This is a genomic window from Enterobacter cloacae complex sp. SYL001 (genome assembly GCF_049237025.1).
Lineage (GTDB): Bacteria > Pseudomonadota > Gammaproteobacteria > Enterobacterales > Enterobacteriaceae > Enterobacter > Enterobacter intestinihominis.
This window is the reverse complement of sequence record NZ_JBMKJI010000008.1, coordinates 118905-143366: the sequence shown is the minus strand read 5'-3', so window position 1 is coordinate 143366 and position 24462 is coordinate 118905. Positions and strand designations below refer to the sequence as shown.

23 protein-coding genes are annotated in these 24462 nt (G+C 54.9%); 14 read left to right on the top strand and 9 right to left on the bottom strand.

From position 1 onward, the window contains the following. Positions 1 to 117: 117 nt before the first annotated feature. The 6 genes from ACOTZP_RS10680 to mntR all read right to left on the bottom strand — a co-directional run bounded on the left by ACOTZP_RS10680 (position 118) and on the right by mntR (position 7127). On the bottom strand, positions 118 to 1158 hold the full coding sequence (locus tag ACOTZP_RS10680; RefSeq protein WP_023299653.1) for an aldo/keto reductase: 1041 nt from the start codon (positions 1156 to 1158) through the stop codon (positions 118 to 120). A gap of 102 nt (positions 1159 to 1260) precedes the next feature. Beyond that, the gene (locus ACOTZP_RS10675; RefSeq protein WP_271074935.1) at positions 1261 to 2784 is read right to left on the bottom strand and encodes an efflux transporter outer membrane subunit; all 1524 of its coding nucleotides are present in this window, start codon (positions 2782 to 2784) and stop codon (positions 1261 to 1263) included. After that, the gene (locus tag ACOTZP_RS10670) at positions 2784 to 4355 is read right to left on the bottom strand and encodes a DHA2 family efflux MFS transporter permease subunit (RefSeq protein WP_271086667.1); all 1572 of its coding nucleotides are present in this window, start codon (positions 4353 to 4355) and stop codon (positions 2784 to 2786) included. Before ACOTZP_RS10670 ends, ACOTZP_RS10675 begins: the two co-directional genes overlap by 1 nt. Then, the gene (locus ACOTZP_RS10665; RefSeq protein ID WP_022647528.1) at positions 4352 to 5446 is read right to left on the bottom strand and encodes an HlyD family secretion protein; all 1095 of its coding nucleotides are present in this window, start codon (positions 5444 to 5446) and stop codon (positions 4352 to 4354) included. The genes ACOTZP_RS10670 and ACOTZP_RS10665 overlap by 4 nt, the downstream gene beginning before the upstream one ends. A 101-nt stretch (positions 5447 to 5547) precedes the next feature. Then, on the bottom strand, positions 5548 to 6657 hold the full coding sequence (locus ACOTZP_RS10660) for an anion transporter (RefSeq protein WP_023299650.1): 1110 nt from the start codon (positions 6655 to 6657) through the stop codon (positions 5548 to 5550). Then, a complete protein-coding gene (gene mntR, locus ACOTZP_RS10655; RefSeq protein WP_022647526.1) occupies positions 6654 to 7127 on the bottom strand; it encodes a manganese-binding transcriptional regulator MntR in 474 nt (157 codons plus the stop codon). Before mntR ends, ACOTZP_RS10660 begins: the two co-directional genes overlap by 4 nt. A 182-nt stretch (positions 7128 to 7309) precedes the next feature. Between mntR and mntS the strand changes: the two genes are divergently transcribed. Together mntS and ACOTZP_RS10645 are read left to right on the top strand one after the other, a co-directional pair. Next, the gene (mntS, locus tag ACOTZP_RS10650; protein ID WP_022647525.1) at positions 7310 to 7438 is read left to right on the top strand and encodes a manganase accumulation protein MntS; all 129 of its coding nucleotides are present in this window, start codon (positions 7310 to 7312) and stop codon (positions 7436 to 7438) included. A gap of 268 nt (positions 7439 to 7706) precedes the next feature. Then, positions 7707 to 9290, top strand: coding sequence for a phosphoethanolamine transferase (locus tag ACOTZP_RS10645; protein WP_022647524.1), 1584 nt, complete (start codon positions 7707 to 7709; stop codon positions 9288 to 9290). Positions 9291 to 9405: 115 nt separating this feature from the next. On the opposite strand, the gene ompX is transcribed toward ACOTZP_RS10645, so the two are convergent. Beyond that, complete coding sequence (gene ompX, locus ACOTZP_RS10640; protein WP_003858450.1) at positions 9406 to 9924, bottom strand: outer membrane protein OmpX; 519 nt, start codon at positions 9922 to 9924, stop codon at positions 9406 to 9408. A 355-nt stretch (positions 9925 to 10279) separates the two neighbouring features. On the opposite strand from ompX, the gene rhtA reads away from it, so the two are divergent. The 6 genes from rhtA to ybiO all read left to right on the top strand — a co-directional run bounded on the left by rhtA (position 10280) and on the right by ybiO (position 16877). Next, the gene (gene rhtA / locus ACOTZP_RS10635) at positions 10280 to 11167 is read left to right on the top strand and encodes a threonine/homoserine exporter RhtA (protein WP_023305742.1); all 888 of its coding nucleotides are present in this window, start codon (positions 10280 to 10282) and stop codon (positions 11165 to 11167) included. Positions 11168 to 11465: 298 nt separating this feature from the next. Next, positions 11466 to 11969 carry a DNA starvation/stationary phase protection protein Dps gene (gene dps / locus ACOTZP_RS10630; protein WP_000100801.1) on the top strand — a complete coding sequence of 168 codons (504 nt, stop codon included), beginning with the start codon at positions 11466 to 11468 and terminating at the stop codon, positions 11967 to 11969. 361 nt (positions 11970 to 12330) lie between these two features. Continuing rightward, on the top strand, positions 12331 to 13074 hold the full coding sequence (gene glnH, locus ACOTZP_RS10625) for a glutamine ABC transporter substrate-binding protein GlnH (RefSeq protein WP_003858455.1): 744 nt from the start codon (positions 12331 to 12333) through the stop codon (positions 13072 to 13074). A 93-nt stretch (positions 13075 to 13167) separates the two neighbouring features. Beyond that, positions 13168 to 13827 (top strand): glutamine ABC transporter permease GlnP, encoded by a 660-nt coding sequence (gene glnP, locus ACOTZP_RS10620; RefSeq protein WP_010428919.1) that lies wholly within the window; start codon positions 13168 to 13170, stop codon positions 13825 to 13827. Beyond that, complete coding sequence (gene glnQ / locus ACOTZP_RS10615; protein WP_271074933.1) at positions 13824 to 14546, top strand: glutamine ABC transporter ATP-binding protein GlnQ; 723 nt, start codon at positions 13824 to 13826, stop codon at positions 14544 to 14546. Before glnP ends, glnQ begins: the two co-directional genes overlap by 4 nt. 120 nt (positions 14547 to 14666) lie before the next feature. Next, positions 14667 to 16877 (top strand): mechanosensitive channel protein, encoded by a 2211-nt coding sequence (ybiO, locus tag ACOTZP_RS10610; protein WP_022647521.1) that lies wholly within the window; start codon positions 14667 to 14669, stop codon positions 16875 to 16877. Positions 16878 to 16920: 43 nt separating this feature from the next. Here the strand turns inward: ybiO and rlmF are convergent, their stop codons facing one another. Further along, entirely contained in the window at positions 16921 to 17832 is a 912-nt protein-coding gene (gene rlmF, locus ACOTZP_RS10605) for a 23S rRNA (adenine(1618)-N(6))-methyltransferase RlmF (protein ID WP_063841935.1), read from the bottom strand. Positions 17833 to 18074: 242 nt separating this feature from the next. Here rlmF and mcbA point away from each other — a divergent pair, with 242 nt between their 5' ends. The 3 genes from mcbA to ybiJ all read left to right on the top strand — a co-directional run bounded on the left by mcbA (position 18075) and on the right by ybiJ (position 19269). Next, entirely contained in the window at positions 18075 to 18338 is a 264-nt protein-coding gene (gene mcbA, locus ACOTZP_RS10600) for a DUF1471 family periplasmic protein McbA (protein ID WP_022647519.1), read from the top strand. Positions 18339 to 18456: 118 nt separating this feature from the next. Further along, a complete protein-coding gene (locus tag ACOTZP_RS10595; protein WP_022647518.1) occupies positions 18457 to 18723 on the top strand; it encodes a DksA/TraR family C4-type zinc finger protein in 267 nt (88 codons plus the stop codon). Positions 18724 to 19008: 285 nt separating this feature from the next. Further along, positions 19009 to 19269, top strand: coding sequence for a DUF1471 family protein YbiJ (gene ybiJ / locus ACOTZP_RS10590; protein WP_003858474.1), 261 nt, complete (start codon positions 19009 to 19011; stop codon positions 19267 to 19269). 116 nt (positions 19270 to 19385) lie between these two features. Here the strand turns inward: ybiJ and ybiB are convergent, their stop codons facing one another. Further along, positions 19386 to 20348 carry a DNA-binding protein YbiB gene (gene ybiB / locus ACOTZP_RS10585; protein ID WP_271074932.1) on the bottom strand — a complete coding sequence of 321 codons (963 nt, stop codon included), beginning with the start codon at positions 20346 to 20348 and terminating at the stop codon, positions 19386 to 19388. A gap of 256 nt (positions 20349 to 20604) precedes the next feature. Between ybiB and ACOTZP_RS10580 the strand changes: the two genes are divergently transcribed. From ACOTZP_RS10580 to ACOTZP_RS10570, 3 genes are all read left to right on the top strand, one after another. After that, positions 20605 to 21141 carry a fimbrial protein gene (locus tag ACOTZP_RS10580; RefSeq protein ID WP_022647516.1) on the top strand — a complete coding sequence of 179 codons (537 nt, stop codon included), beginning with the start codon at positions 20605 to 20607 and terminating at the stop codon, positions 21139 to 21141. A 69-nt stretch (positions 21142 to 21210) separates the two neighbouring features. After that, the gene (locus ACOTZP_RS10575; RefSeq protein WP_045308539.1) at positions 21211 to 21885 is read left to right on the top strand and encodes a fimbrial biogenesis chaperone; all 675 of its coding nucleotides are present in this window, start codon (positions 21211 to 21213) and stop codon (positions 21883 to 21885) included. 22 nt (positions 21886 to 21907) lie between these two features. Next, complete coding sequence (locus ACOTZP_RS10570; protein WP_271074931.1) at positions 21908 to 24451, top strand: fimbria/pilus outer membrane usher protein; 2544 nt, start codon at positions 21908 to 21910, stop codon at positions 24449 to 24451. Positions 24452 to 24462 lie beyond the last annotated feature (11 nt).

The window sequence follows — 24462 nt, the reverse complement described above, 5'->3', positions numbered from 1 at the left end:
ATATAGATCGAGATGAAACATCAGGCAAAGAGAAGGAGCATTTTTTGTGAGGTGGGTTGAAATAAAGACCAGAGATAGTAGCCCCGGTAAGCGAAGCGCCACCGGGGAAAAGGAAGGTTACTGCTGCGCGAGCTGACTACGACGGTATTCCCCCTGCCGCTCCAGCATCCAGCCTGGATATTCGCGCGGCAGCGCGCTGACGGCATCAAGCTGTTTAAGCTCGTCTTCGCTTAAGCGGATCCCGGTGGCGGCAATATTATCGTCCAGCTGATCGACGCGTTTCGCACCAATAATGACGCTTGTCACCGCTTTTTGATGCAGCAGCCATGCCAGCGCGATTTGCGCCACGGAGACGCCCCTACGCTCGGCAATGACGCGCATTACGTCCACGCAGTCGAAGGCGCGATCTTTATTCACCGGCGGGAAGTCAAATTCCAGACGGCGGCCTCCGGTTTCGCTCTGCCCGTCACGACCGTATTTTCCGCTCAGCAGGCCGCCCGCCAGCGGGCTCCAGACCATCAATCCGACGCCTTCGCTCTGCATCATCGGCACCAGCTCGCGCTCCAGGTCACGTCCGGCAATGGTGTAATACGCCTGCAACGATGCGAAACGCGCCAGCCCAAGACGTTCAGAAATACCGAGCGCTTTGGCAATCTGCCACGCAGTCCAGTTCGAGACGCCGATGTATCGCACGTGACCGTGCTGTACAAGGTTATCCAGTGCGTAAAGCGTCTCCTCAATGGGGGTCGCGGGGTCGAAACCGTGCAGCTGATAGAGATCGATATGATCGAGCTGCAGGCGGCGCAGGCTCTCCTTTACGCTGTCGATAATGTGATAGCGCGAGCCGCCGCGTGAGTTCACTCCCGCCGTGCCCGTTTCACCAAACACCTTTGTGGCGACCACCACGTTTTCACGTGGAACGTTCAGGTTTTTCAGCGCCTGCCCGAGGATCTCCTCCGAGCGTCCTTCCGAATAGACGTCGGCAGTGTCGATAAAGTTGATGCCCGCGTCCAGCGCGCGGCCCACCAGCTGCTCGGCTTCGTTTTGCCTTAGCTGGCCAATCTTGCCCCACATGCCGCCCTCGCCGCCGAAGGTCATGGTGCCGAGGCAGAGTTCAGAAACAAACAGTCCGGTATTGCCCAGTTTTTGATAACGCATAACGCTTTCCTCGCATGTCGATTGGGTGTCTGTTAGTTATACCCGCCCCCCAGCCATCGCGAATGTGGCGTTCCTGTCCGTTTCTTGCCCAATCCTCTGAATCTATCCGCGCGGGGCATCGCCAAAGACGCTGTAGTCTGGCAGCTGAACCTGCTGATACGGCTCCCAGCCGCCGCCGAGGGCTTTGTAGAGCGCCACCAGGTCAAGCGCGCTCTGCACCTGCGCCTGCGCCCGCTGCTGTTCGGCCTGAGCGAGCTGACGCTGGGCGTCCAGCACGTCAATAAAACTGGCGATCCCCTGTCGGTAGCTGTCGCTGGCGAGATCAAAAGCGTTTTGCAGCGCGTCGATGGTTTTCGCCAGGCCCGCCTCACGCTGCTGGTCAGTGCGATAGCTCACCAGCGCGTTTTCAACGTCGCCGAGCGCCGTCAGCACCGTCTGACGATAGTCCAGCACCGCCGCCCCTTGCTGTGCGCGGGCCACCTTGACGCTGGAGACCAGCCGACCGCCCTGGAAGATGGGGATGGAGACCTGCGGACCGAAGCTGTAAAAGTGGCTGCTCCAGTCGGTCAGCCAGCCGGATTCGCTGTTACGCAGGCCAAACTGCCCGGAGAGGGTGAAGCTTGGGAACAGTTCGGCTACCGAGACGCCAATTTGCGCCGTAGCGGCATGGAGGTTCGCCTCAGCTTCGCGCACGTCCGGGCGACGACGCGCCAGCGTTGACGGAATGCCGGTTTGCACAATATCCGGCAACGCTGGCATCGGCTGCACGGATTGTAATTCGGCATCCAGCGCCCCCGGCGGTTTGCCGAGCAGAATGGCCAGCCCGTTCATCGCCTGGCGTTCCTGCGCCTGATACTGCGGCAACTGGGCTTCAAGATTGCCCAGCTGCGCCCGGGCGTTTTCTACGTCCATCTGCGGTGACAGCCCGCCCCGCTGGCGGCTTTCGGTCAGATCCAGCGTCTGCTGCGCGCTTTGAATTTGCGTATTAAGCGTGGCAATGATGCTCTGCGCCCCTCGCAGCTGTAGCCACGCCCGCGCCACTTCGGCTTCCAGCGAGACCAGCGCATCGTTACGCTGCTCGATCGCCGCCCGCTGCTGCGCCTCGGCCGCTTCTACCTGACGGCGCACCTTGCCCCACAGGTCGATTTCCCACTGAGCGTCGAAGCTGCCCTGATAGAGGTTAATCGGCTGCGTCAGCGGGCCTAACGCGCTTCGCAACTGCGGATCGACATTATTCAACTGGTCATACACGCCGTGGGATTTCAGCTCCCCTTCCAGCCCAAGCTGCTGGCGCGTCGCCTGCACATTGCCATTCACCGACGGGAAAAATGCCCCGCCGGCCTGGTTAATCTGTTCGCGCGCGCCGGCAATGCGCAATACCGTTTGCTGTAGCGTCAGATTTCCGGCGATGGCGCGTTCAATCAGGCTGTCGAGCTGCGGCGAGCCGAAGGTTTTCCACCAGCGCGGGTTGGTGGCGGCGGAGGACGTTTGCGATTTCACCGCGCCGTCGCCCTTATCGTTCCAGTGCGTGGTGGCGGGCGGTGCAGGCTGTTGGTAGTCCGGCCCGACGGCGCAGCCCACCAGCAGCGTCATTATCATCAGGGGGTGTAAACGTCTGTGTATCATCAGTGTGCTCCTGCACTCCCCTCGCTCTTAACCGGCGAGAGCAACAAACAAAACGGAATCAGTAATAGGGCCACCGCGCTCAGAATGGTGAAGACGTCGATGTAGGCCAGAAAGCGCGACTGCTCGATCATGGTCTGGTACATCCGCCCGGTGGCAATGCCGGTCGGATCGCCCACCTGAGTGGTGAAGTTCTGGATCGCCAGGGCGCTTTCGCGTATCGCCAGTTGGAACTGCTCATTAAACGGCGAAGCGTGGTAAGCCAGATGCGCGCTGTGCGCCTGTGAGCGCTCGGTGATCGCCGCCGTCGAGAGCGAAATCCCAATCGAGCCAGCCACGTTGCGGAACATGGTAAACAGCGCCGCCGCGTCGGCGTTAAGCCGCCTCGGGATCGAGATAAAGGCGATGGTGGTGAGGGGCACAAACAGGAACCCGAGTCCAATCGACTGGGCGCTGCGGAACAGCACCAGCGTTTCGAAATCGATATCCGGCGTCAGCGTGCGGGACCAGAAGAACGACACCGCCAGGCAGGTAAAGCCGAAGGCGATGATCCAGCGCGTCTGCACCACCGGCATCAGCTTCAGTACCAGCGGAATAGTCAGCACAATCAGCACCGCGCCGGGCGAGAGCACCAGCCCGGACCAGGTGGCGGTATAGCCCAAATCCTGCTGCGCCAGTTGCGGAATAACCACCGAACTGCCGTACAGGATCATCGCCATCCCCGCCATCAGCAGGCTGGAGATCGCAAAGTTGCGGTCCTTCATACAGTGCAGATCCACCACCGGCTTTTTGGCATACATCAGCCAGTAGATCGCGCCGATAATGCCGACCAGCGTCAGTACCGCGAAGGTGCGGATAAAGTTCGAATAGAACCAGTCATCATCTTCGCCCCGGTCGAGCATCACCTGCAAACAGCCAAGTCCGAGAGCGATCAGGCCGATCCCCGTCCAGTCGACGGTGAGCTTCTCTTCCGACTTTTTCTCCCACGGCGGATCTTCCAGCAGCTGATAGATGGCCAGCACCGTCACAATCCCTACCGGAATATTGATAAAGAACACCCAGCGCCAGGAGTAGTTATCGGTGATCCAGCCTCCCAGCGTCGGGCCAAGTACCGGCGCGACGATAATGGCAATGGATGAAAGGCCAAAGGCTTTGCCCCTGTCCTCCGGCTTGAAGTAATCGAGCAGCACCGATTGCTGCGTGGGCTGCAACCCGCCGCCAAAAAAGCCCTGCATCACACGGAACAGGATGATTTGCCAAAGCTCGGTGGCGATGCCGCACAGGAACGAGCAGATGGTGAACATCACAATGCAGATCAGGAAGAACTGCTTGCGGCCAAACAGCCGGCTCAGGAAGGCCGAGATCGGCAGCACGATGCCGTTCGCCACCAGGTAGCTGGTGAGCACCCAGGTAGATTCGTCATAGCTGGCCGAGAGCGATCCCGCGACGTGGGGCAGCGCCACGTTGACGATGGTGGTGTCCAGAATTTCCATAAACACCGCCAGGGTGACCACAATCGCCACCGCCCACGGGTTACTGGCGGGCTTCCAGTTTTCGTGGCTGCTGTCCGTCATTCCACGGTGACCTTCGGTTCAACCGACAGCCCCAGCGGCAGCGGTTTGTTCGGATCCAGCCCCTTATCAATGACGATTTTCACCGGCACGCGCTGAACGATCTTCACAAAGTTACCGGTGGCGTTTTCCGACGGGAAGGCGGAGAAGCGCGAGCCGCTGCCCTGCTGGATGCTGTCAATATGGCCTTCGAGCGCCATATCCGGCCAGGCATCGACGGACACGGTCACTTTGTCGCCCGGCTTCATACGTTCAAGCTGCGACTCCTTGAAGTTCGCCACCACCCACACGTTCGGGGAAACCAGCGAGAACAGTGCCGTGCCTGCCTGCACCAGCGTACCAGGCTGGACGTTGCGTTTGGTGACAAAACCGTCGAACGGGGCGCGGACTTCGGTATAAGAGAGGTTCAGGTTGGCGGTTTCCAGCTGCGCTCTGGCCTGATCGACCTGCCGTTCGCGGGCTTCGACGTTAGTCTCCTGCTGGCGGATTTGCAGCTGGACCTGCTCCGCCACCTCCAGCTGCGCCTGCGCGCTGGCCAGACCCGCCTGGGCACTCCGCAGTTGAGCGTTCGCGGCATCGATGCTTTGTTGTGTGGTCGCGCGGGGGTCAACGCCGCGCTGACGGCGGTACTCCGCCTGAGCGTTGGCCATATCCGCCTGGGCTTTCAGTACCTGGGCTTTGGCTTCATCGCGCTGGGCGGGATATTGCACCTTCGAGAGCGCCAGCTGCGCCTGTGCCTGATGCAACTGCGCAACCGCCAGCCCAAGCTGGGCCTGAGCCTGATCGCGCTGGGCGGTGGTATCACGCGGATCGATCACCACCAGCACATCCCCTTTCTTTACACGCTGGTTATCCCGCACGCGAAGTTCGGTAACGTAGCCTGCCGTTTTTGGGGCAATGGTCACTACGTCGCCGTCGGTGAAGGCGTCGTCGGTGGTCTCTTCGTTACGGGTTAAAAACCACCAGACCAGCGCCACGATCACCATCACGATGACCACGATGCCAAGGATAATTAACGGTTTTTTGCCCGGGCGCTTGCGCTCGTTATTGTTTTGATCCTGCTCGTCAGCAGGTGGATTTTGATCTTCTGCCATAGTTCAGCAACGGTCCTGTCAGTGAGCGGCATCACACTATGCCGTTCACTAAAGCTAGGACGTTGCTATACATTTGCCAGGAAAAACTGACAAATTGCGCACTATATGAGAAGGAATAGTCCGAAACCGACCGCCGCAGACCAGAGCAGCATCGGGATTGACCATAAATGGAAGCGCCACCAGATGCGGCGATCGTTGGCCATCCGCAGGGCGATGAGGTTGGCCAGCGAGCCGGGCAGCAGCCCAAAGCCGCCGACGTTGACCGCCCACGCCAGCAGTACCGTTGGGGGAACATAGTTAAGCAGCAAAATGGTGGACGGCACGTTACTGATCACCTGCGAGAGACCAATCGCCGTCAGCCATAGTCCCGGCTGCGACAGACCGCTGACGCTATGGAGAACGGTCTGCAATACCGGGAGCTGGATCAGCAGATGCACGTCAATAAACATCGCCATAAACACCAGCAGCAGCGTCCAGTCAACACTCACCAGCACCCGCCGGGCGAGGAACAGGAAGCCACACGCCACCAGCAGCGCGCCCGCCAGCGCCTGGTTTAACTCCAGCGCGGTAATGAAAACGATATACAGTCCCAGGCAGCTCCAGACGAGACGCGGCTGCCACTGGGGGCCGGTGGTACCGCTGTGGTACTGCAACGATTTATTCGGGAAAGCAAACCAGCCCACCACCAGCAGCGTCGCCACGATCGCCAGCGCCAGCGGCGCCATCTGCCAGGTAAATGCGGTAAACGACAGGCCGGAGCGTCCCCACAGCAGAATGTTCTGCGGGTTACCGATCGGCGTGAGCAGCGAGCCTGCATTGACGGCCAGCGCTTCAAAGATAATCAGACGGGTAACCGGTATTTCGCACAGCTTACGCAGCGTGAGCGTAAGCGGCACCACGATAAACAGCGCTACGTCATTAGTGAGGAACGTCGACAGCAGCGCCGCCGAAAAGACCATGAACAGAGCCAGTTTGCGCTCGGTGGCGAAGCGGCGCACCATTTTGCGCCCCAGCACGTCAAAATAGCCGCTCAGCTCTACGCCTTTGGTGAGCATCATCAAACCGCTCAGGGTAATAATGGTGCGCCAGTCTATGGCCGCCGGCCAGGTGTGCGGCGTGAAGGGCACAAAGACGCTGAGCCCAACGCCAGTGATAAGTAAAAGATGGAAAAAACGATCGCGTTTCAGGGCCTGCAAGCCGGGGATGTTCATTCAGCGGCGGGGCCATATTTGAGCGTAAATTCGCGGAACTTCACCAGCGTCTCTTCGCTGACGTGGTGTTCCATACCTTCGGCATCCCGACGGGCAATTTCCGGGCTGACGCCCAGCACCAGTAAAAAATTCTCGACGATCTGATGGCGCTCGCGGCTCTCCTGCGCCAGCTTTTCGCCTTCAGCGGTGAGAAACACCCCGCGCCAGGGGATCATCTCGATCAGCCCGACCGACGCCAGACGTTTTAACATTTTGGCAACGGTTGGCTGCGACACCCCCAGGCGTGCGGCCATATCCACCTGGCGCGCTTCTCCAACTTCACGAATCAGATCGGAGATCAGTTCGACATAATCATCAATCAGCTCCCGGCGGTGCGCCTCACGCACCTGACGGAAGCCTTCCACATGCTCTTCAACGTTCACCAGTTGCGTCGTTTTTTTTGTTGTTGGCTTACCTGCGCGACGGTTCATTGTGCTTCCTCAATGGGTTGACGCTTCCAGCGCCCTGTAACGGAGCGCACATTGTAAACCATAGCTCTACAAGCACAAAAAATTAACGAATTAGCCATAGCTATACAATATAGCCTGTGCTATATCTGTATGTAATGCAGTCACCCTTCACGGATCGAAGGGATCATGAATCAGGAGGTCTTATGAATGAATTCAAGAGGTGTATGAACGTGTTTACCCACTCTCCTTTTAAAGTGCGTCTAATGCTGTTGAACATGCTGTGCGATATGTTTAACGCCAAACCGCATCAGGACGACAAATCTTCTCACTAAGCGGCGTCGCGGCACGCCGCTTCATTTTCCTGTCACACTTTCGTTGTAAACTCGCTTTTTCCTGATTATTTTTGCGGATTTGCAGCCCCCTTCGCAAAACATCTGTTTAGCAACTGTTGACCTTAATTCACGCTCGCACTATCTTCTTGCAGCCCTGCACAATTTGCGGCTCGCTGAAGCGGACCTCCATTCCCTTTCCACGCACTGTCCGGCAGGCTTTGACCCTTGGCGCCAGGGTGAGCACATGGCGTTTTCGTGATAGTGATCTATGAACGTAACCCTGATTGATACACTTGTTACCCGCAGCCGGGCCCTAAGCCCGTGGACGGGATTTTATTTTTTGCAATCGCTGTTGATTAACTTTGCTCTTGGCTACCCCTTTAGCCTGCTTTATGCCGTCGGGTTCACCTGCATTCTTCACCTGCTATGGCGAAGCGCACCGCGCATGCAGAAAGTGCTTATCGGGATCTGTTCTCTGGTGGCTGCCGCCTATTTCCCGTTCGGCCAGGCCTATGGCGCGCCGAACTTTAATACCCTGCTGGCGCTCCACTCCACCAATATGGAAGAGTCTACAGAGATCCTGACGATCTTCCCGTGGTACAACTACGTGGTTGGCCTTTTCATTTTTGCTCTCGGCGTGATTGCGGTTCGCCGTAAGCAGGTCGGGAAAAAAACATGGGGTAAAATTGAAAGCCTGTGCCTGGCCTTTAGCGTAGTGACGTTTTTTGTTGCGCCGGTACAAAATCTGGCCTGGGGCGGCGTGTTTAAGCTTAAAGATACCGGGTATCCGGTGTTTCGCTTCGTTAAAGACGTGGTAGTGAATAACGAGGAAGTGCTCGACGAGCAGGCGCGTATGGCCGAGCTTTCCACCATGAAAGATACCTGGAACGTGCTAGCGGTGAAACCGAAGTATCACACCTATGTGGTGGTGATCGGTGAAAGCGCGCGTCGCGATGCGCTCGGCGCGTTTGGCGGTCACTGGGATAACACGCCGTTTGCCAGCTCCGTCAACGGTACGCTGTTTACCGATTACGTGGCGGCCAGCGGCTCGACGCAGAAATCGCTCGGTCTGACGCTCAACCGTGTCGTGGATGGAAAACCGCAGTTTCAGGATAATTTTGTCACCCTGGCCAACCGGGCAGGTTTTCAGACGTGGTGGTTCTCCAACCAGGGGCAGATCGGCGAGTATGATACCGCCATTGCCAGCATCGCGAAGCGTGCCGACGAGGTACAGTTCCTGAAAAGCGGTGATTTCGAAGCCGATAAAAACACAAAAGATGAAGCGTTGCTAAAAATGACCGCGCAGGTCTTTGCCACTCAGCGCACCCAGCCGCAGCTGATCGTCCTGCACCTGATGGGGTCACACCCGCAGGCATGCGATCGTACCGGGGGAAAATATGCGGAGTTTGTGCAATCCAAAGAGACCTCGTGTTATCTGTACACCATGACGCAAACCGACGATCTGCTCAGCAAGCTGTACGCGCAGCTGCGCAACAGCGGCGATAGCTTCTCGATGGTCTATTTCTCTGACCACGGTCTGGCGTTTAAGGAGCGCGGTAAAGAGGTGCAGTATCTGGCCCACGATGACAAGTTTCAGCAGAACTTCCAGGTACCGTTTATGGTGCTGTCGAGTGATGACAAAACGCATCGCATCATCAAAGCGCGCCGTTCCGCGAACGATTTCCTGAAATTCTTCTCACAGTGGACGGGGATTAAGGCGAAAGAGATAAAAAATGATTACCCGTTTATCTCCGGGAAGAAGGGCCCGCCAGTTTACATTACCAACTTCAGGTTACAGAAAGTTGACTATAACCATCTGGGGACGGATATTTTCGATATTAAGAGTAAGTGATCTCTGCCGTCTCGTGCAGGCTGATGCCCTCACTCTGGCCCTCTCCCACGGGGAGAGGGTACAAACAAAAAAATCCGCCACATTGGGCGGATTTTTTACTGGCTCACCGAAGTGATTAGAAGCGGTAACCTACGCCCGCGATCCAGGTGCCAACGTCAACGTTGCGGATACGGCTCTGCTCATAGGAGAAGTCCAGAGCAACGTTTTCGATTGGGTTGAACTGCATACCTGCGCCATAGGAGAAACCGTAGTCGCTGTTGCTTGCAGTACGGTTCAGACCCTGGTTTTCGGTCTGCTGGAATTTACCGTAGCCAACACCTACAACACCGTAGATGCTTGCCCAGTCATTCAGGCGGTAAGCAGGACCCGCGGTGATGCCGTAGTACTGACCTTTATTGTAAGAGCCATTTTCAGTACGATCTTTCTCGGTGTAAGTGAAAGAACCGATCACACCCAGCGGGTTGTTGTCTTGCTCGTAACGGTACTTCAGGTTGAAACCGTTGGTTTTGTTCATCACGCCCTGCATATCGCTCTGAGCGTAACCACCAGTTACAGTTGAAGTTGCCGCTACAGCGGTACCTGCGGAAACAGCCAGAACAGCTGCCAGTGCTGAAAGACATGCAATTTTTTTCATAACCACCTCAAATGTGCTTCAAGTAAGTCCGTAAGTTTTAAATATATCAAAAAAATCTGTGAAACTCTTTGTCATTCACGATGTCTAATGCGACCTTTCCTGTAACAGAACATTTCCAGCATCAGCTATCTCGTTCAAATAACTCCAGATTTTCACCTGTAAATGCTAATAGTGCGCGTCATCGCCATTTAGTTCATCCAGATTATTCCTAATCTTTCAGGCGATAAAATCCGCAACGTTTTCTCATTTTACGGATTTTCCCTGGATTTTTTTTCAACAGTAGCTCAACCGTTGCAGGTTATTTCCATTACACTGCGACTTTTACCTCTTTTGACAAAAATTGACAGGAGAAAGGATGCCAGGTTTACCTCGTAAATCGTCGGTCTGGATGCCGGTGGCAGTCATACTTATCGCGATGATGTCCATACAAAGCGGCGCGTCGCTGGCAAAATCGCTGTTTCCGCTGATTGGTGCGCCCGGCGTCACGGCGCTGCGTATCGCATTAGGCACCCTGATCCTCGTGGTTGTCTTTAAACCCTGGCGGCTACGGTTTAAAAAGGAGCAGCGACTGCCTCTGCTTTTTTATGGGCTGGCGCTGGGAGGGATGAACTACATGTTCTACCTCTCTATTCAGACTATCCCGCTGGGGATCGCGGTCGCGCTTGAATTTACCGGCCCGCTGGCGGTTGCCCTCTTTTCTTCTCGTCGCCCGGTAGACTTTATCTGGGTCATACTGGCCGTGCTGGGGCTATGGTTCCTGCTGCCGCTCGGCCAAAGCGTTTCACAAATCGATTTGACAGGGGCCGCTCTGGCGCTGGGCGCAGGGGCGTGCTGGGCGGTGTATATTCTCACTGGTCAGCGTGCGGGCGAAGAGCACGGCCCCGCGACGGTCGCCTTAGGCTCGCTGATTGCCGCGGTTATCTTTGTCCCGATCGGCATGGCACAAGCAACGGACTCAATATGGCAGTGGTCAATCCTGCCGGTTGGGCTGGCGGTCGCCATTCTTTCCACGGCGCTGCCCTACTCTCTGGAGATGATCGCCCTGACGCGTCTGCCTACGCGTATTTTTGGTACGCTCATGAGCATGGAGCCCGCGCTGGCTGCCATCTCTGGAATGATGTTCCTCGGCGAAACCCTGACACTGGTGCAGACGCTGGCGCTCTGTTCCATTATCGCGGCGTCAATGGGCTCTACATTGACCATGCGCCCGGAACCAAAAGTACATAAGATTGACCTCAACTAGCCCTTAAATTCTGCATGGCATACCGGCCATGCAGAATATAGGTCTCGTCAGCCCTTCAAATAATTTCTTACAAACTCTCTTATATTGCCAAAATATTTCACCTGCCCGCCTTGTCACTTAACGAATTAAGATTGATCTGCATCAATTTATATAAAAAACTTTAAAATCATTAAGTTAAAACTTCAACTATCCTTTCGCTATTAAACCGATAGGCAGCGCCAAACCGCAGAGAAAAAATCCGGTGCTATACTTAATCCCGTAATTACCTGGGACACAAAAATCAAGAGGATATGAGATTATGAGTACCGCTAAACTGGTGAAAACGAAAGCGTCTAATCTGCTTTATACCCGTAACGATGTATCGGATAGCGATAAAAAAGCGACCATTGAGCTGCTGAATCGCCAGGTGGTCCAGTTCATCGATCTTTCGCTGATCACCAAACAGGCCCACTGGAATATGCGCGGTGCAAACTTTATTGCCGTTCATGAAATGCTGGATGGCTTCCGCACAGCACTGGTGACTCATCTGGATACCATGGCCGAACGCGCCGTACAGCTGGGCGGTGTGGCTCTGGGTACCACGCAGGTGATCAACAGCAAAACGCCACTGAAAAGCTATCCGCTGGATATCCATACCGTTCAGGATCACCTGAAAGAGCTGGCAGACCGTTATGCGATTGTCGCGAACGATGTTCGTAAAGCGATTGGCGAAGCAAAAGATGAAGACACCGCTGATATCTTCACTGCCGCGTCACGCGACCTGGATCAGTTCCTGTGGTTCATTGAGTCAAACATCGAATAATCCCTGCGGATTGTCTGAATAACCCTCGCCCCTGGCGGGGGTTTTGCACATTTATGGTGCACACTTTTGTCCGCAAAGGCCGCAAAAGTGAATAAAATGTAATAATCACCTCACACAACCGTTAACGGAAGATTGTTTTTTCGTCAGATTCTGCGCTAAATATCCCCCTGTCAGAAGACCTTAACGAAGCGCACCAAAACGGTGCTCCATTCTGGTGCAACCTGACAGAATTGCCACGCTTTTTGTGCAATGCGTGACATTATCCCCTTTGCAAAACAACAGCTTGTAAAACTGGCACGATTTTTTCATTGTGCCTGAGGTTCTCGCAGGGGATCGCCCCGTGGATATAAAAGGAAATGCTATGAAGTCTGTATTAAAAGTTTCACTGGCTGCACTTACCCTGGCGTTTGCGGTGTCCTCGCAGGCTGCCGACAAACTGGTTGTGGCGACTGACACGGCGTTCGTACCGTTTGAATTCAAACAGGGTGATAAATACGTTGGTTTTGACGTTGATCTGTGGGCCGCTGTCGCAAAAGAACTCAAACTTGATTACACCCTGAAGCCAATGGATTTCAGCGGCATTATCCCGGCACTGCAAACCAAAAACGTTGACCTGGCGCTGGCGGGCATCACCATTACCGAAGAGCGTAAAAAAGCGATCGATTTCTCTGATGGCTACTACAAAAGCGGCCTGCTGGTGATGGTGAAAGCGGATAACAACGACGTGAAAAGCGTGAAAGATCTCGACGGTAAAGTGGTCGCCGTGAAGAGCGGCACCGGTTCCGTTGATTACGCGAAAGCCAATATCAAAACCAAAGACCTGCGTCAGTTCCCGAACATCGACAACGCTTACATGGAACTGGGCACCAACCGCGCAGACGCGGTGCTGCATGACACGCCTAACATCCTTTACTTCATCAAAACCGCCGGTAACGGCAAGTTCAAAGCGGTAGGTGATTCCCTGGAAGCTCAGCAGTACGGTATTGCGTTCCCGAAAGGCAGCGACGACCTGCGTAATAAAGTTAACGGCGCGCTGAAAACCCTGAAAGAGAACGGCACCTATAACGAAATCTACAAAAAATGGTTCGGTACCGAGCCTAAATAATTTCACCTGACTTCAGGTTTGTAACGCCCGGTGGCGCTACCGCTTACCGGGCCTACGTTTTTCGTTTTTCACCACGGTATACAGGAATACATCATGCAGTTTGACTGGAGCGCCATCTGGCCTGCCATTCCTCTCTTGCTTGAAGGCGCTAAAATGACCTTGTGGATTTCGGTCCTCGGTCTGGTTGGCGGGTTAATTATCGGTCTGGTGGCCGGTTTCGCCCGCACCTACGGCGGCTGGATTGCAAACCACATCGCGCTGGTTTTCATCGAAGTGATCCGCGGCACCCCCATTGTGGTGCAGGTCATGTTTATCTACTTCGCCCTGCCGATGGCCTTCAACGATCTGCGCATTGACCCGTTCAGCGCAGCTGTCGTCACCATTATGATCAACTCCGGCGCCTACATTGCGGAAATCACCCGCGGTGCGGTGCTGTCGATTCATAAAGGCTTCAGCGAAGCTGGCCTGGCGTTAGGTCTTTCCCGTCGCGAAACGATCCGTCACGTGATCCTGCCGCTGGCGCTGCGCCGCATGCTGCCGCCGCTGGGCAACCAGTGGATCATCAGCATTAAAGACACCTCGCTGTTTATTGTTATCGGCGTGGCCGAGCTGACCCGTCAGGGCCAGGAGATCATCGCGGGTAACTTCCGCGCCCTGGAAATCTGGAGTGCGGTCGCCGTTGTCTACCTGATTATCACGCTTGTCCTGAGCTTTGTTCTGCGTCGTCTTGAAAGAAGGATGAAAATCCTGTGATTGAACTTAAAAATGTTTCCAAGCACTTTGGTCCAACCCAGGTGCTGCACAATATCGATTTGAACATCAGGCAGGGTGAAGTGGTGGTGATCATCGGGCCGTCGGGTTCCGGAAAATCCACCCTGCTGCGCTGTATTAACAAGCTCGAGGAGATCACCAGCGGCGATTTGATCGTCGATGGTCTGAAGGTGAACGATCCGAAAGTGGACGAGCGCCTGATCCGCCAGGAAGCGGGCATGGTGTTCCAGCAGTTCTACCTGTTCCCGCACCTGACGGCGCTGGAAAACGTGATGTTCGGTCCTTTGCGCGTGCGTGGGGCCAGCAAAGCGGCGGCAGAAACGCTGGCAAAAGATCTGCTGGCGAAAGTGGGTCTGGCGGAGCGTGCCCACCACTATCCTTCCGAGCTGTCCGGTGGCCAGCAGCAGCGCGTGGCCATTGCCCGTGCGCTGGCGGTGAAGCCAAAGATGATGCTGTTTGATGAGCCAACCTCCGCACTCGACCCGGAGCTGCGTCACGAGGTGTTGAAAGTGATGCAGGATCTGGCAGAAGAAGGCATGACGATGGTGATCGTTACCCACGAAATCGGCTTTGCCGAAAAAGTGGCGTCCCGTCTGATCTTCATTGATAAGGGCCGCATCGCGGAAGACGGTAATCCGCAGGCGCTGATTGCGAACCCACCGAGCCAGCGCCTCCAGGAGTTCCTGCAACACGTCTCCTGATAGCCATACACAGAGCCGGGCATGCCCGGCTTTTTTATGCCGGATTGTTCCCAAAAACTCCCCTCCGCTCCGCGCGCTCTATACTTATCATTTTGCACGATATTTTTGTCGGAGGACGCCGTGCCGTGGATCCTGTTGCTACTGTTTACCCTGTTTAGCGCGCCATCACTTGCTGTAACCATTCCCGGCGTCACCACCGGAGCCACCGCCACCCAGCAAAATGCGCCGCCAGAACCCGACGCTGAAAAGAAAAAAGCCGCTTACAGCGCACTTGCCGACGTGCTTGAGAACGACACGTCCCGGCAGGAGCTTATCGATCAGCTGAGGAAAGTGGCCGCCACACCGCCTCAGGATCCGGTTCCGACTATCGCGCCGCCGGAAGTCGAAGACGAAAAGACGGTACTGGAAAACGTCACCGATATCAGTCGCCGCTACGGGGAAGCCCTGTCGTCGCGTTTTGCCCAGCTCTATCGCAACCTTGTTGGTACCTCGCATAAGCCTTTTAATCCCCACACCTTTTCTGCAGCCGCGACCCAGTTTTCTATTCTGGCCGCCGCGGTATTCATTTTTTACTGGCTGTTGCGCCTGTCTGTCTGGCCGCTTTACCGGAAGATGGGCCACTGGGGACGTAAAAAGAATCAGCATAAAAGCAGCTGGCTGCATCTTCCGGCAATGATTACCGGGGCCTTTATCATCGATTTGCTGCTGCTGGCGCTGACGCTGTTTGTCGGCCAGATGCTGGCCGATCGTCTTAATACCGGGAACAAAACCATCGCCTTTCAGCAGGGGCTGTTCCTGAACGCCTTTGCCCTGATCGAGTTCTTTAAGGCGCTCCTGCGGTTAATATTCTGTCCGCGCGTGCCGGAACTTCGCCCGTTCGCCATTTCGGATCGGAGCGCCAAATACTGGGCGGTTCGGCTCAGCGTGCTGAGCGGGTTGATCGGCTATGGCCTGCTGGTCGCCGTCCCGATTATTTCCAACCAGGTTAACGTGCAGTTCGGGGCCCTGGCGAACGTGCTGATCATGCTCTGTATTACCGTCTGGGCGCTGTACCTCATCTTCCACAATAAAAAAGCGATCACCGACAGTCTGCTTCACCTGGCCGATCGCTCCCTCTCCTTTTTCAGCCTCTTTATTCGCGCCTTTGCGCTGGTGTGGCACTGGCTGGCCAGCGCCTATTTTATTGTGCTGTGTTTCTTCTCGCTGTTCGATCCGGGCAACAGCCTGAAATTTATGATGGGGGCGACGTTCAAAAGCCTGGCGATTATCGGCATCGCGGCCTTTGTTTCTGGCCTGCTCTCCCGCTGGCTATCGAAGACGATCACCCTGTCGCCGCAGGTTCAGCGTAATTACCCCGAGCTGCAAAAACGGGTAAATGGCTGGACATCGGTGTCGCTGAAGGTGGCGCGTATTTTGACGGTCTGCGTGGCAATTATGCTGCTGCTGAATGCGTGGGGACTGTTTGATTTCTGGAACTGGCTGCATAACGGCGCCGGGGAAAAGACCGTCGATATTCTTATTCGTATCGCGCTGATCCTGTTCTTCTCCGCCGTCGGTTGGACGCTGCTGGCAAGCCTTATCGAAAACCGTCTGGTGTCGGATGTCCACGGCAGGCCCCTGCCAAGCGCCCGCGCCCGCACACTGCTGACGCTGTTCCGCAACGCGCTGGCGGTGATCATTAGCACCATTACCATCATGATTGTGTTGTCGGAAATCGGCGTAAATATCGCCCCACTGCTGGCGGGTGCCGGTGCCCTGGGACTGGCGATCTCCTTTGGTTCGCAGACGCTGGTGAAGGATATTATCACCGGCATTTTTATCCAGTTTGAGAACGGGATGAACACCGGGGATCTTGTGACCATTGGACCGCTCACCGGCACGGTGGAGAGGATGTCCATTCGCTCCGTCGGCGTACGTCAGGATACCGGGGCGTACCACATTATTCCGTGGTCATCGATCACCACCTTTGCCAACTTTGTGCGCGGCATTGGTTCGGTGGTGGCGAATTATGATGTCGATCGTCACGAAGATGCAGATAAGGCGAAACAGGCGCTGCGGGATGCGGTGAGCGAACTGATGGAGATGGAGGATATTCGCGGGCTGGTAATTGGTGAGCCGTCGTTTGCGGGCATCGTCGGGCTGACGAACACTGCCTTTACCCTGCGCGTATCGTTCACCACCCAGCCGCTTAAGCAGTGGACGGTGCGCTTTGCTCTCGACAGCATGGTGAAAAAACACTTCGATCTGGCGAACGTGAGAGCGCCGGTGCAGACGTATCAGGTATTGTCGCCGCCCGCTTCGCCGCTCCCTCCACAGGAGCCGACGCTGTAACCGAGCCGGGTGGCGGCTTCGCCTTTCCCGGCCCGAGAAACGATTATTTGCGACGTTTGTTATCGTCCATAAAGGACCAGGCAATAAAGCGGCTCTGCTTCTGGCCCTGCGCCATCTCTTTTTTAACCACTTTCACCGCCCCGACGTCGGTCAGCGCGCGGTAAAGCGGCGGCAGGTTATCGCCACGAGAGACCAGCGTGGTAAACCATTTCACCTGACGACCGAAGCCTTTACTCTCGGCAATCATGCGCAGAATAAAGGCTACTTCCCCGCCCTCGCACCACAGCTCCTGCTGCTGGCCGCCAAAGTTCAGCGCGCCATCTTCGGCCTGGCCCAGGTTACGCCGCTTGCGTTCACTTCCCGCACGCGCGGACGCGGCGGAGTCGTGGAATGGCGGGTTGCACAGGGTGGCATCATATTGTTCGTTCTTATGAATAATGCCGGTGAAAATAGCAGCGGCATCCTTCTGACGACGCAGACGAACGGCCCGGCTTAACCCCGGGTTAGCGTTGATAATGGCCTGCGCGCTGGCGAAGGCCTCATCACCGATCTCGCTGCCGGTAAATCGCCACTGGTACTCATGTGCGCCTATCAGGGGGTAGATTAGGTTCGCGCCCGTACCGATATCAAGGACGGTAGCCTGTTTCGGCACTACGCCATCGTGGTCATCCGCCAGCAGATCGGCTAGATGATGGACGTAATCCGCACGGCCCGGGACCGGCGGGCAGAGAAAGCCATCAGGGATGTCCCAGTGCGTCACACCATAAAAATGGGCCAGCAGCGCTTTGTTCAGCGTTTTAACCGCCAGCGGATCGGCAAAGTTTACCGACGGTTCACCGGCTGGTGTCTGAACGATAAAACCCTGCAATTCAGGGCAGCTCAGACACAGGGCTTTCATATCGTAGCGGCTACGGTGGCGGTTACGCGGGTGCAATCCCGGCTTGTGGGAAGTCATGGCATTCTCCTTTAAACAGCCGCGTAAGATACCCTGTGACGACGCGGGGGTAAATATCTGTCTGAGTCGCACAAAAAAACGACAAAAATCAGCGACCTGTATGTCTATGATCTGTCAACAAATTGTCAGAATTTATCGTTCAAAAAATAAGCAGATCATCATCAAATTTTTGCGCTAAATCACACGCATCGGGCTTCTAAACTTAACAGGAATCACCTGTTGTTTCCCCTGAGGATGTGATTATGAAAAAGTATCTGACCTTTATTATTGCGGGTGCGCTGGCAGGCGCATCGTTCTCTGCCTTGTCCGTTCAACCTCTGACCGACAGTACCGACACCAGCCAGCTACGCGCGGCCGGGACGGTCTCTGTCAGCCGGGCAAGCAACCTTGATGACCTTCAGGACAAGCTGGCCGAAAAAGCCCGTCAGGAAGGCGCTAAAGGCTTCGTGGTGAACGCCGCCGGTGGCGATAACCATATGTACGGTACAGCGACTATCTATAAATAACTTACCGCCTTCCAAACTGCATCTGTCCGGCAGATGCAGTTCTCTCTGTCTGCGCCTTGACTGTGCGTTTTTTCACCCCATATTAAAATGCATGACTTGATCCTTTCAGGAGAACATCATGGCTTCCGGCTGGGCGAATGACGACGCCGTTAACGAACAGATCAACAGTACCATTGAAGATGCGGTTGCGCGTGCTCGCGGTGAAATTCCGCGCGGCGAAAGTTTGACGGAATGCGAAGAGTGCGGGGATCCCATTCCTGAGGCACGACGTAAAGCCATTCCCGGAGTACGGCTTTGCATTACCTGTCAGCAGGAGAAAGATTCAAAAAATGCTTCACATTCAGGATATAATCGTAGAGGATCGAAAGACAGCCAGTTACGTTGACTTTCCTTTACCGTAGTTAACCGCACCAACAGTTTACTTTACGCTCACGACTTTCAGCGAAGCGCGTAGCAAAACGTGCCCTTCTGATTGTGTCTGTAAAGCGTATCCGCAAGAAGTGTCAATTGCGCTTCTGATTTTATTAATAATCAATAAGTTATTTGTCATTCAATTTTTTTGACCAACCACGTCAATTCTCTTCGATTTTATCTTCCGCTAAAAAGCGTGATACTTATCACATCGACGGAACATCGTCCCCTTAACAGAATAACCTGCGAGAATTGACCTATGAAAACCATCAAATATGCTGTTGCCGCTGTTGCCCTGTCCGCTCTGTCTTTTGGCGCTTTCGCCGTAGAGCCAGTCTCCTCTACTCAGGCACAGGATCTGAACAAAATCGGTGTGGTGAGTGCTGAAGGCGCGACCACGCTGGACGGTCTGGAAGCAAAACTGGCTGAAAAAGCTGCCGCCGCGGGCGCAAGTGGATACACCATCACTTCCACTAACGGTAATAACAAACTGAGCGGTACTGCGGTTATCTACAAGTAATCGAACAAATTATGCTCCACCCTCGCCATACCCTCTGGTGAGATGCTCCAACCCTCATTGACCCTGTTGTTGTTACCCTTGTTTGCCCGTCCGCCACTGGACGGGCTTTTTTTTGCTTAAAATGACTGCGCCACGCGCTGCAACCCGGCTTCCACGGACTCGACTTCCCCTGCAGCCAGCAGGCAGCAGGCCATTTGCAGCTTGATTGACTGCGGAACCGGCACCTTCCCGGCCAGACACTGCACAATCCAGCGCGCGGTGACCTGCGGATCTTTCGACTCAGGCAGGATCGCATCTCTGTTCTCTTCCCCACGTTCAACAACGACCCGCGTCCCGGCGGGCTCAATCAGCATCAGCTGTGGACAACGCTGCGGGTTGGCGTAAACCTCGCCTTCTGTCCCGTGCATCAGCAGCGCGCGTCCACCGATTTCGGCAAAGAATTGCCCGACTCGCGTCACGTATTCCGGATGGGAGACGCTGGAAAGACGCAGCGCGGCGTCTTCGGCAAACGGCGTCGCCAGCTTCGCCAGGGTGTGAGCGCTGTTACGTACGCCCATGCGCCAGCGCATGTCCAGCTGCTTTTCCAGCGGTGGGCAGAGCGCGCTAACGGGGATATAGACCGGCTGATTCCCCTCCAGCTTTGCCTGCGCCTGACCGGCATGGAAGGTCGGTTCAATACCTAACAACGCCAGGATGGTTTCTGTCAGCACGCGCGTCGGATCTTCGCTCACGCCATGCACTACTACCGGGAAACCGAGTTTCTGCAACAGAATAGCCAGCAGCGGCGTGAGGTTTGCCTGCTTACGCGCGCCGTTGTAGGTCGGGATCACAATTGGCATCGGCTTCGTGACGGGCGGGGTTAAGCGCATGGTCTGCGACTGCATGGCCTCATAAAAGCCGCGCATCTCCGCCTCACCTTCCCCTTTAATACGCAGCGCAATCAAAATGCCGCCCATTTCCAGTTCCGGCACGTCGCCATTCAGCATATGCGTGTACAACGCGCGGGCTGTTTCCTGGTCCAGATCGCGAGCGTGGTTTTTCCCACGCCCTACCTCTTTGATAATTTTGCGGTAATCCACGACATTTCTCCTGACTGCATTATCTTGTTAACAATATAGCCCGATGAACACAGACCCGATAGTGTTTTGTGATCATTATCAACCTGCTGTTTTCATATAAAAAAATTAAACTCAAGTACTATTTACATTATTTGTGATTGGGACAAAAGATCCGCAGCGACCCTTTTTTTGATTAAATAAACATCGAAAAATCATTAAGGGTCAACGGTAAAAACGTCCAGGCAACGCTTTTACCAGAATCACATCAGGATTAACTATGAACAAGGTTGCATTAGGTTTTTTTATCGCCGCAACGGTGGGATGTTCTGCATCCGCATTTGCGGCAACTAACGGTGAAGGTCAGATTAATTTCACCGGTGAAATTATTGATTCTGCTTGCCAGGTCGTGAATGGATTAAGTAATCCATTAAACGTTCAGTTGGGTAAGGTGTCTAAAACGGTATTTACCGGCGCAGGCTCTACCAGCACATCAACGAAGTTTGATATTAAGTTAACCAATTGTCCGGAAACAGTGACCTCGGCTGCGATTAACTTCGGTGGTACCCCGGATGCGGATAATAATGCCGCGCTGGCATTAACGCCAGATACCGATGCGGCAACCGGTGTAGCCATTCAGTTGATGGATGCTTCCGGGCAGCCTGTCACTCTGTATACGCCTTCGCAGCAATATCCTTTAGCCTCCGGCACGGCAGTTAACGACCTGGAATTCGGTGCGCGTTATATTCAAACTCAGGCCGCCATTACCGCAGGCCCTGCCAACTCTGTATCGACTTTCACCGTTATTTATAACTGATCTTATCAATCCTGAGATATTAATGCTTTTGCGGGCATTAATATCTCTTCTATTTATTGAGAAATCTTTATGCGCCACGGTTATTTACTGAGCACTCTTTTACTGATAGCAGCCTCTGCACATGCGGGTGTCGTGATTAATGGTACCCGGCTGGTCTATCAAGGAGATAAAAAGGAATCATCTCTTGGCCTGTCAAACCCGGATACGACGGATTATCTGGTACAGTCCTGGGTCGATTCTGGCGGTAAAAACCCGGCCAAAGCCCCATTCCTGATCACCCCGCCGCTTTTCCGTCTGGATGCAAAAGAAGATAACGTTCTGCGCGTGGTACGCACGGGCGGAAATTTACCGGAAGACAGGGAATCTCTGTACTGGTTGAATATCAAAGCGATCCCTTCCTCAAAACACGTTGAGGGAGTAAATACGCTGCAAATTGCCATTAATACCCGCATTAAATTACTGTATCGCCCGTCCTCGGTAAAAGGCCGACCAGAAGATGTGGCGGATAAGCTTGAATGGCATCGCGAAGGTAACGACCTGGTGGTGAATAACCCTACGCCTTTCTATATGAATTTCCAGACCGTCACGCTTAACGGTCAGAAAGTCACAAAAGCGACCTGGGCTGTTCCGAAATCAGAAACACATTTTGCCATACCGGGTAATGTCGGGGGCTCAAACGTGACGTATTCCATTATTAATGATTACGGCAGCATCAGCCATTCCTGGTCGAAATCCGTTCATTAATTGTTCCGGTAATAAAATAATCATGTACAGCCACAAAAAGCCGTTCACCTGCCGAATGTCTTCATTGCTGGTCATTCTCTGTGGCCTGGCAATAGCCATCTTTGCGCAGCAGGTTATGGCTGATGATTATTTTAACCCCGCCTTGCTGGATATTGATAATCCCCAGCAGGGTAAAACCGATCTGTCCGTCTATGAAAAAGGTCCCGGCCAGGCACCGGGGAAATATGAGGTCGCGGTGTTTATCAATAATAATAAAATTGATACCCGCAACGTGACCTTTACGCTTGAGAAAGATTCGCAGGGCAACGACACGTTACAACCTTGCTTTAGCATGGGTGAATTAAAAAGCCTCGGTATCAAGACCCAAAAGTTTCCTCAGCTAATGGCCAAAGGCCAGTGTGCCGATCTAGGTGTCATCCCTGCTTCATCTGCAATCTTTCACGTTCGCAACCAGCAGCTGCTGCTAAGCATTCCGCAAAAGGCGCTCGGACAGGTGCCACGCGGTTACATCGACCCGAAAGAGTTTGACGAAGGGATCAACGCGGGCCTGCTTAATTACAGCGTCAACGCCAGCCAGAGCCATGCGCGCCAGCAGGGTGAAGAGGATAGCAGTAGCCAGTACGTGAACCTGCGTCCGGGTTTAAACGTTGGCGCATGGCGCCTTCGCAACTATTCCACCTGGAATCGCAGCACCACAGGCAATGAGGAGGAACAGAAATTCACCTCCGTTTATACCTATGCGCAACGCGATATTGTGGCGATGAAAAGCGATATCACCGTTGGCCAGAGCTCATCACCTGCTGATGTTTTTGACAGTGTCCCTTACACCGGCGTGGAGCTGAAATCCGATAACGACATGCTTCCCGACAGCGAAAAAGGCTATGCGCCTATTATTCGTGGCACCGCCCACAGCAACGCGCTGGTGATGGTGCGCCAGAACGGGTACGTGATTTATCAGAACACGGTCGCGCCGGGGGCCTTCGAAATTAACGATCTCTACCCCACCGGCAGCAGCGGCGACCTCCAGGTCACGGTGAAAGAAACTGACGGCAGCGAAAGCCATTTCGTGGTGCCGTTTGCCTCCGTTCCGGTATTGCAGCGTGAAAAAAACCTGCGCTACAGCGTAACTGCCGGGCGTTATCGTTCTTATGACAAAGATGTTGAAAAGACCCCGTTTGCTCAGGGGAGCGCCATCTATGGTTTACCCCACGGCTTCACGGCCTACGGCGGCGTGCAGCAGAGCAGACATTATCAGTCGCAGGCGATAGGCGCCGGGAAAAACATGGGCGATTTAGGGGCGTTCTCCATTGACGTGACTCGCGCCAGAGCCCTGCTGAAAAAACAGCAGTCCAGCACAGGCAAATCGTGGCGCGTACGCTACAGCAAAGATTTCGCCGGTTCAGGCACCAACTTTTCGCTTGCGGGCTATCGCTACAACAGCAAGGGGTTTTACACCCTGGACGACACCATGGAGTCGTATACCCGCGCCGATAACTGGTCTGCGCCACAGCAGCGCCGCGCCCGTACCGAAGCCACCATCGACCAGACGCTACCAGAAGGCTGGGGATCGGTCACGCTGAGCATGGTGAAGGAAACCTACTGGAGCCAGAATCAGGACATGACCTCCATGAGCGTCAGCTACAACAACAGCTGGCACGGCGTTAGCTACAGCCTTAGCTACAGCATGAACAAAAACACCCACGACAGCGATCTGGACGGTAATGCGGTGACGAACGACAACCAGTTCTCGCTGAGCTTTTCGGTTCCGCTGGATCGCTGGATGCATAACACCTGGGCCACGTACAACCTGAACAACACGAAAGATGGCACCACGCAGAACATCGGCCTGAACGGTACGGCCCTGAAAGAAGACAACCTGAACTGGAATCTCCAGGAGGGGCTGAGCAGCACCGGCAGCGGTAACTCCACCAGCGTTAACGCCGACTACAAAGCGACATACGGTGAAGTGAGCGGTGGCGTCAGTCAGGATAAATATCAGCAAACACTGAACGTCGGCTTGCAGGGAGGCGTGATTGCCCATGCAAACGGCATCACGCTAAGCCAGCCGCTCGGTGAGACCATTGCGCTCGTGAAAGCCCCGGGTACGCACGGCACGCATATCACTAACCAGACCGGCGTTGAAACCGACTTCCGCGGCTACACCGTCGTACCGTTCGTCACCGCGTATCGCCACAACACTATTGCGCTGGATACGGAAACGCTGCCGGAGGACGCCGACGTCACCCATGCGGCACAAATTGTGACGCCAACCCGCGGAGCCATTGTGCGCGCCAGCTTCACGACGCGCGTGGGCAATCGCGTCCTGATGACGCTCACGCAAAACGGTAAACCGCTGCCGTTCGGCGCAACGGTTACCACCGAGGACAAGGACAGCGAATTTATCGTCGGGAATGATGGCCAGACCTATCTCTCGGGTCTGCCACAGCAAGGGCATCTCCGCGTTTCCTGGGGACAGGAGGCAAACGAGCATTGCGTCGCTGACTATGTGCTCACGGATGAGAAAGCGAAAACCAGCATCATTAACGCTGCCGCGCAGTGTCACTGATCTCCCCTAAA

Excerpts from the sequence above, each read along its gene's own strand:
- mntS (WP_022647525.1), top strand. The coding sequence starts at position 7,310 with ATGAATGAATTCAAGAGGTGTATGAACGTGTTTACCCACTCTCCTTTT.
- mntR (WP_022647526.1), bottom strand. The coding sequence starts at position 7,127 with ATGAACCGTCGCGCAGGTAAGCCAACAACAAAAAAAACGACGCAACTG.
- ACOTZP_RS10595 (WP_022647518.1), top strand. The coding sequence starts at position 18,457 with ATGGCTTCCGGCTGGGCGAATGACGACGCCGTTAACGAACAGATCAAC.
- ACOTZP_RS10575 (WP_045308539.1), top strand. The coding sequence starts at position 21,211 with ATGCGCCACGGTTATTTACTGAGCACTCTTTTACTGATAGCAGCCTCT.
- ybiJ (WP_003858474.1), top strand. The coding sequence starts at position 19,009 with ATGAAAACCATCAAATATGCTGTTGCCGCTGTTGCCCTGTCCGCTCTG.
- dps (WP_000100801.1), top strand. The coding sequence starts at position 11,466 with ATGAGTACCGCTAAACTGGTGAAAACGAAAGCGTCTAATCTGCTTTAT.
- rlmF (WP_063841935.1), bottom strand. The coding sequence starts at position 17,832 with ATGACTTCCCACAAGCCGGGATTGCACCCGCGTAACCGCCACCGTAGC.
- ACOTZP_RS10670 (WP_271086667.1), bottom strand. The coding sequence starts at position 4,355 with ATGACGGACAGCAGCCACGAAAACTGGAAGCCCGCCAGTAACCCGTGG.
- ACOTZP_RS10665 (WP_022647528.1), bottom strand. The coding sequence starts at position 5,446 with ATGGCAGAAGATCAAAATCCACCTGCTGACGAGCAGGATCAAAACAAT.
- mcbA (WP_022647519.1), top strand. The coding sequence starts at position 18,075 with ATGAAAAAGTATCTGACCTTTATTATTGCGGGTGCGCTGGCAGGCGCA.
- ACOTZP_RS10660 (WP_023299650.1), bottom strand. The coding sequence starts at position 6,657 with ATGAACATCCCCGGCTTGCAGGCCCTGAAACGCGATCGTTTTTTCCAT.
- glnH (WP_003858455.1), top strand. The coding sequence starts at position 12,331 with ATGAAGTCTGTATTAAAAGTTTCACTGGCTGCACTTACCCTGGCGTTT.
- ACOTZP_RS10570 (WP_271074931.1), top strand. The coding sequence starts at position 21,908 with ATGTACAGCCACAAAAAGCCGTTCACCTGCCGAATGTCTTCATTGCTG.
- ACOTZP_RS10680 (WP_023299653.1), bottom strand. The coding sequence starts at position 1,158 with ATGCGTTATCAAAAACTGGGCAATACCGGACTGTTTGTTTCTGAACTC.
- ompX (WP_003858450.1), bottom strand. The coding sequence starts at position 9,924 with ATGAAAAAAATTGCATGTCTTTCAGCACTGGCAGCTGTTCTGGCTGTT.
- glnP (WP_010428919.1), top strand. The coding sequence starts at position 13,168 with ATGCAGTTTGACTGGAGCGCCATCTGGCCTGCCATTCCTCTCTTGCTT.
- ACOTZP_RS10580 (WP_022647516.1), top strand. The coding sequence starts at position 20,605 with ATGAACAAGGTTGCATTAGGTTTTTTTATCGCCGCAACGGTGGGATGT.
- ACOTZP_RS10675 (WP_271074935.1), bottom strand. The coding sequence starts at position 2,784 with ATGATACACAGACGTTTACACCCCCTGATGATAATGACGCTGCTGGTG.
- rhtA (WP_023305742.1), top strand. The coding sequence starts at position 10,280 with ATGCCAGGTTTACCTCGTAAATCGTCGGTCTGGATGCCGGTGGCAGTC.
- ACOTZP_RS10645 (WP_022647524.1), top strand. The coding sequence starts at position 7,707 with ATGAACGTAACCCTGATTGATACACTTGTTACCCGCAGCCGGGCCCTA.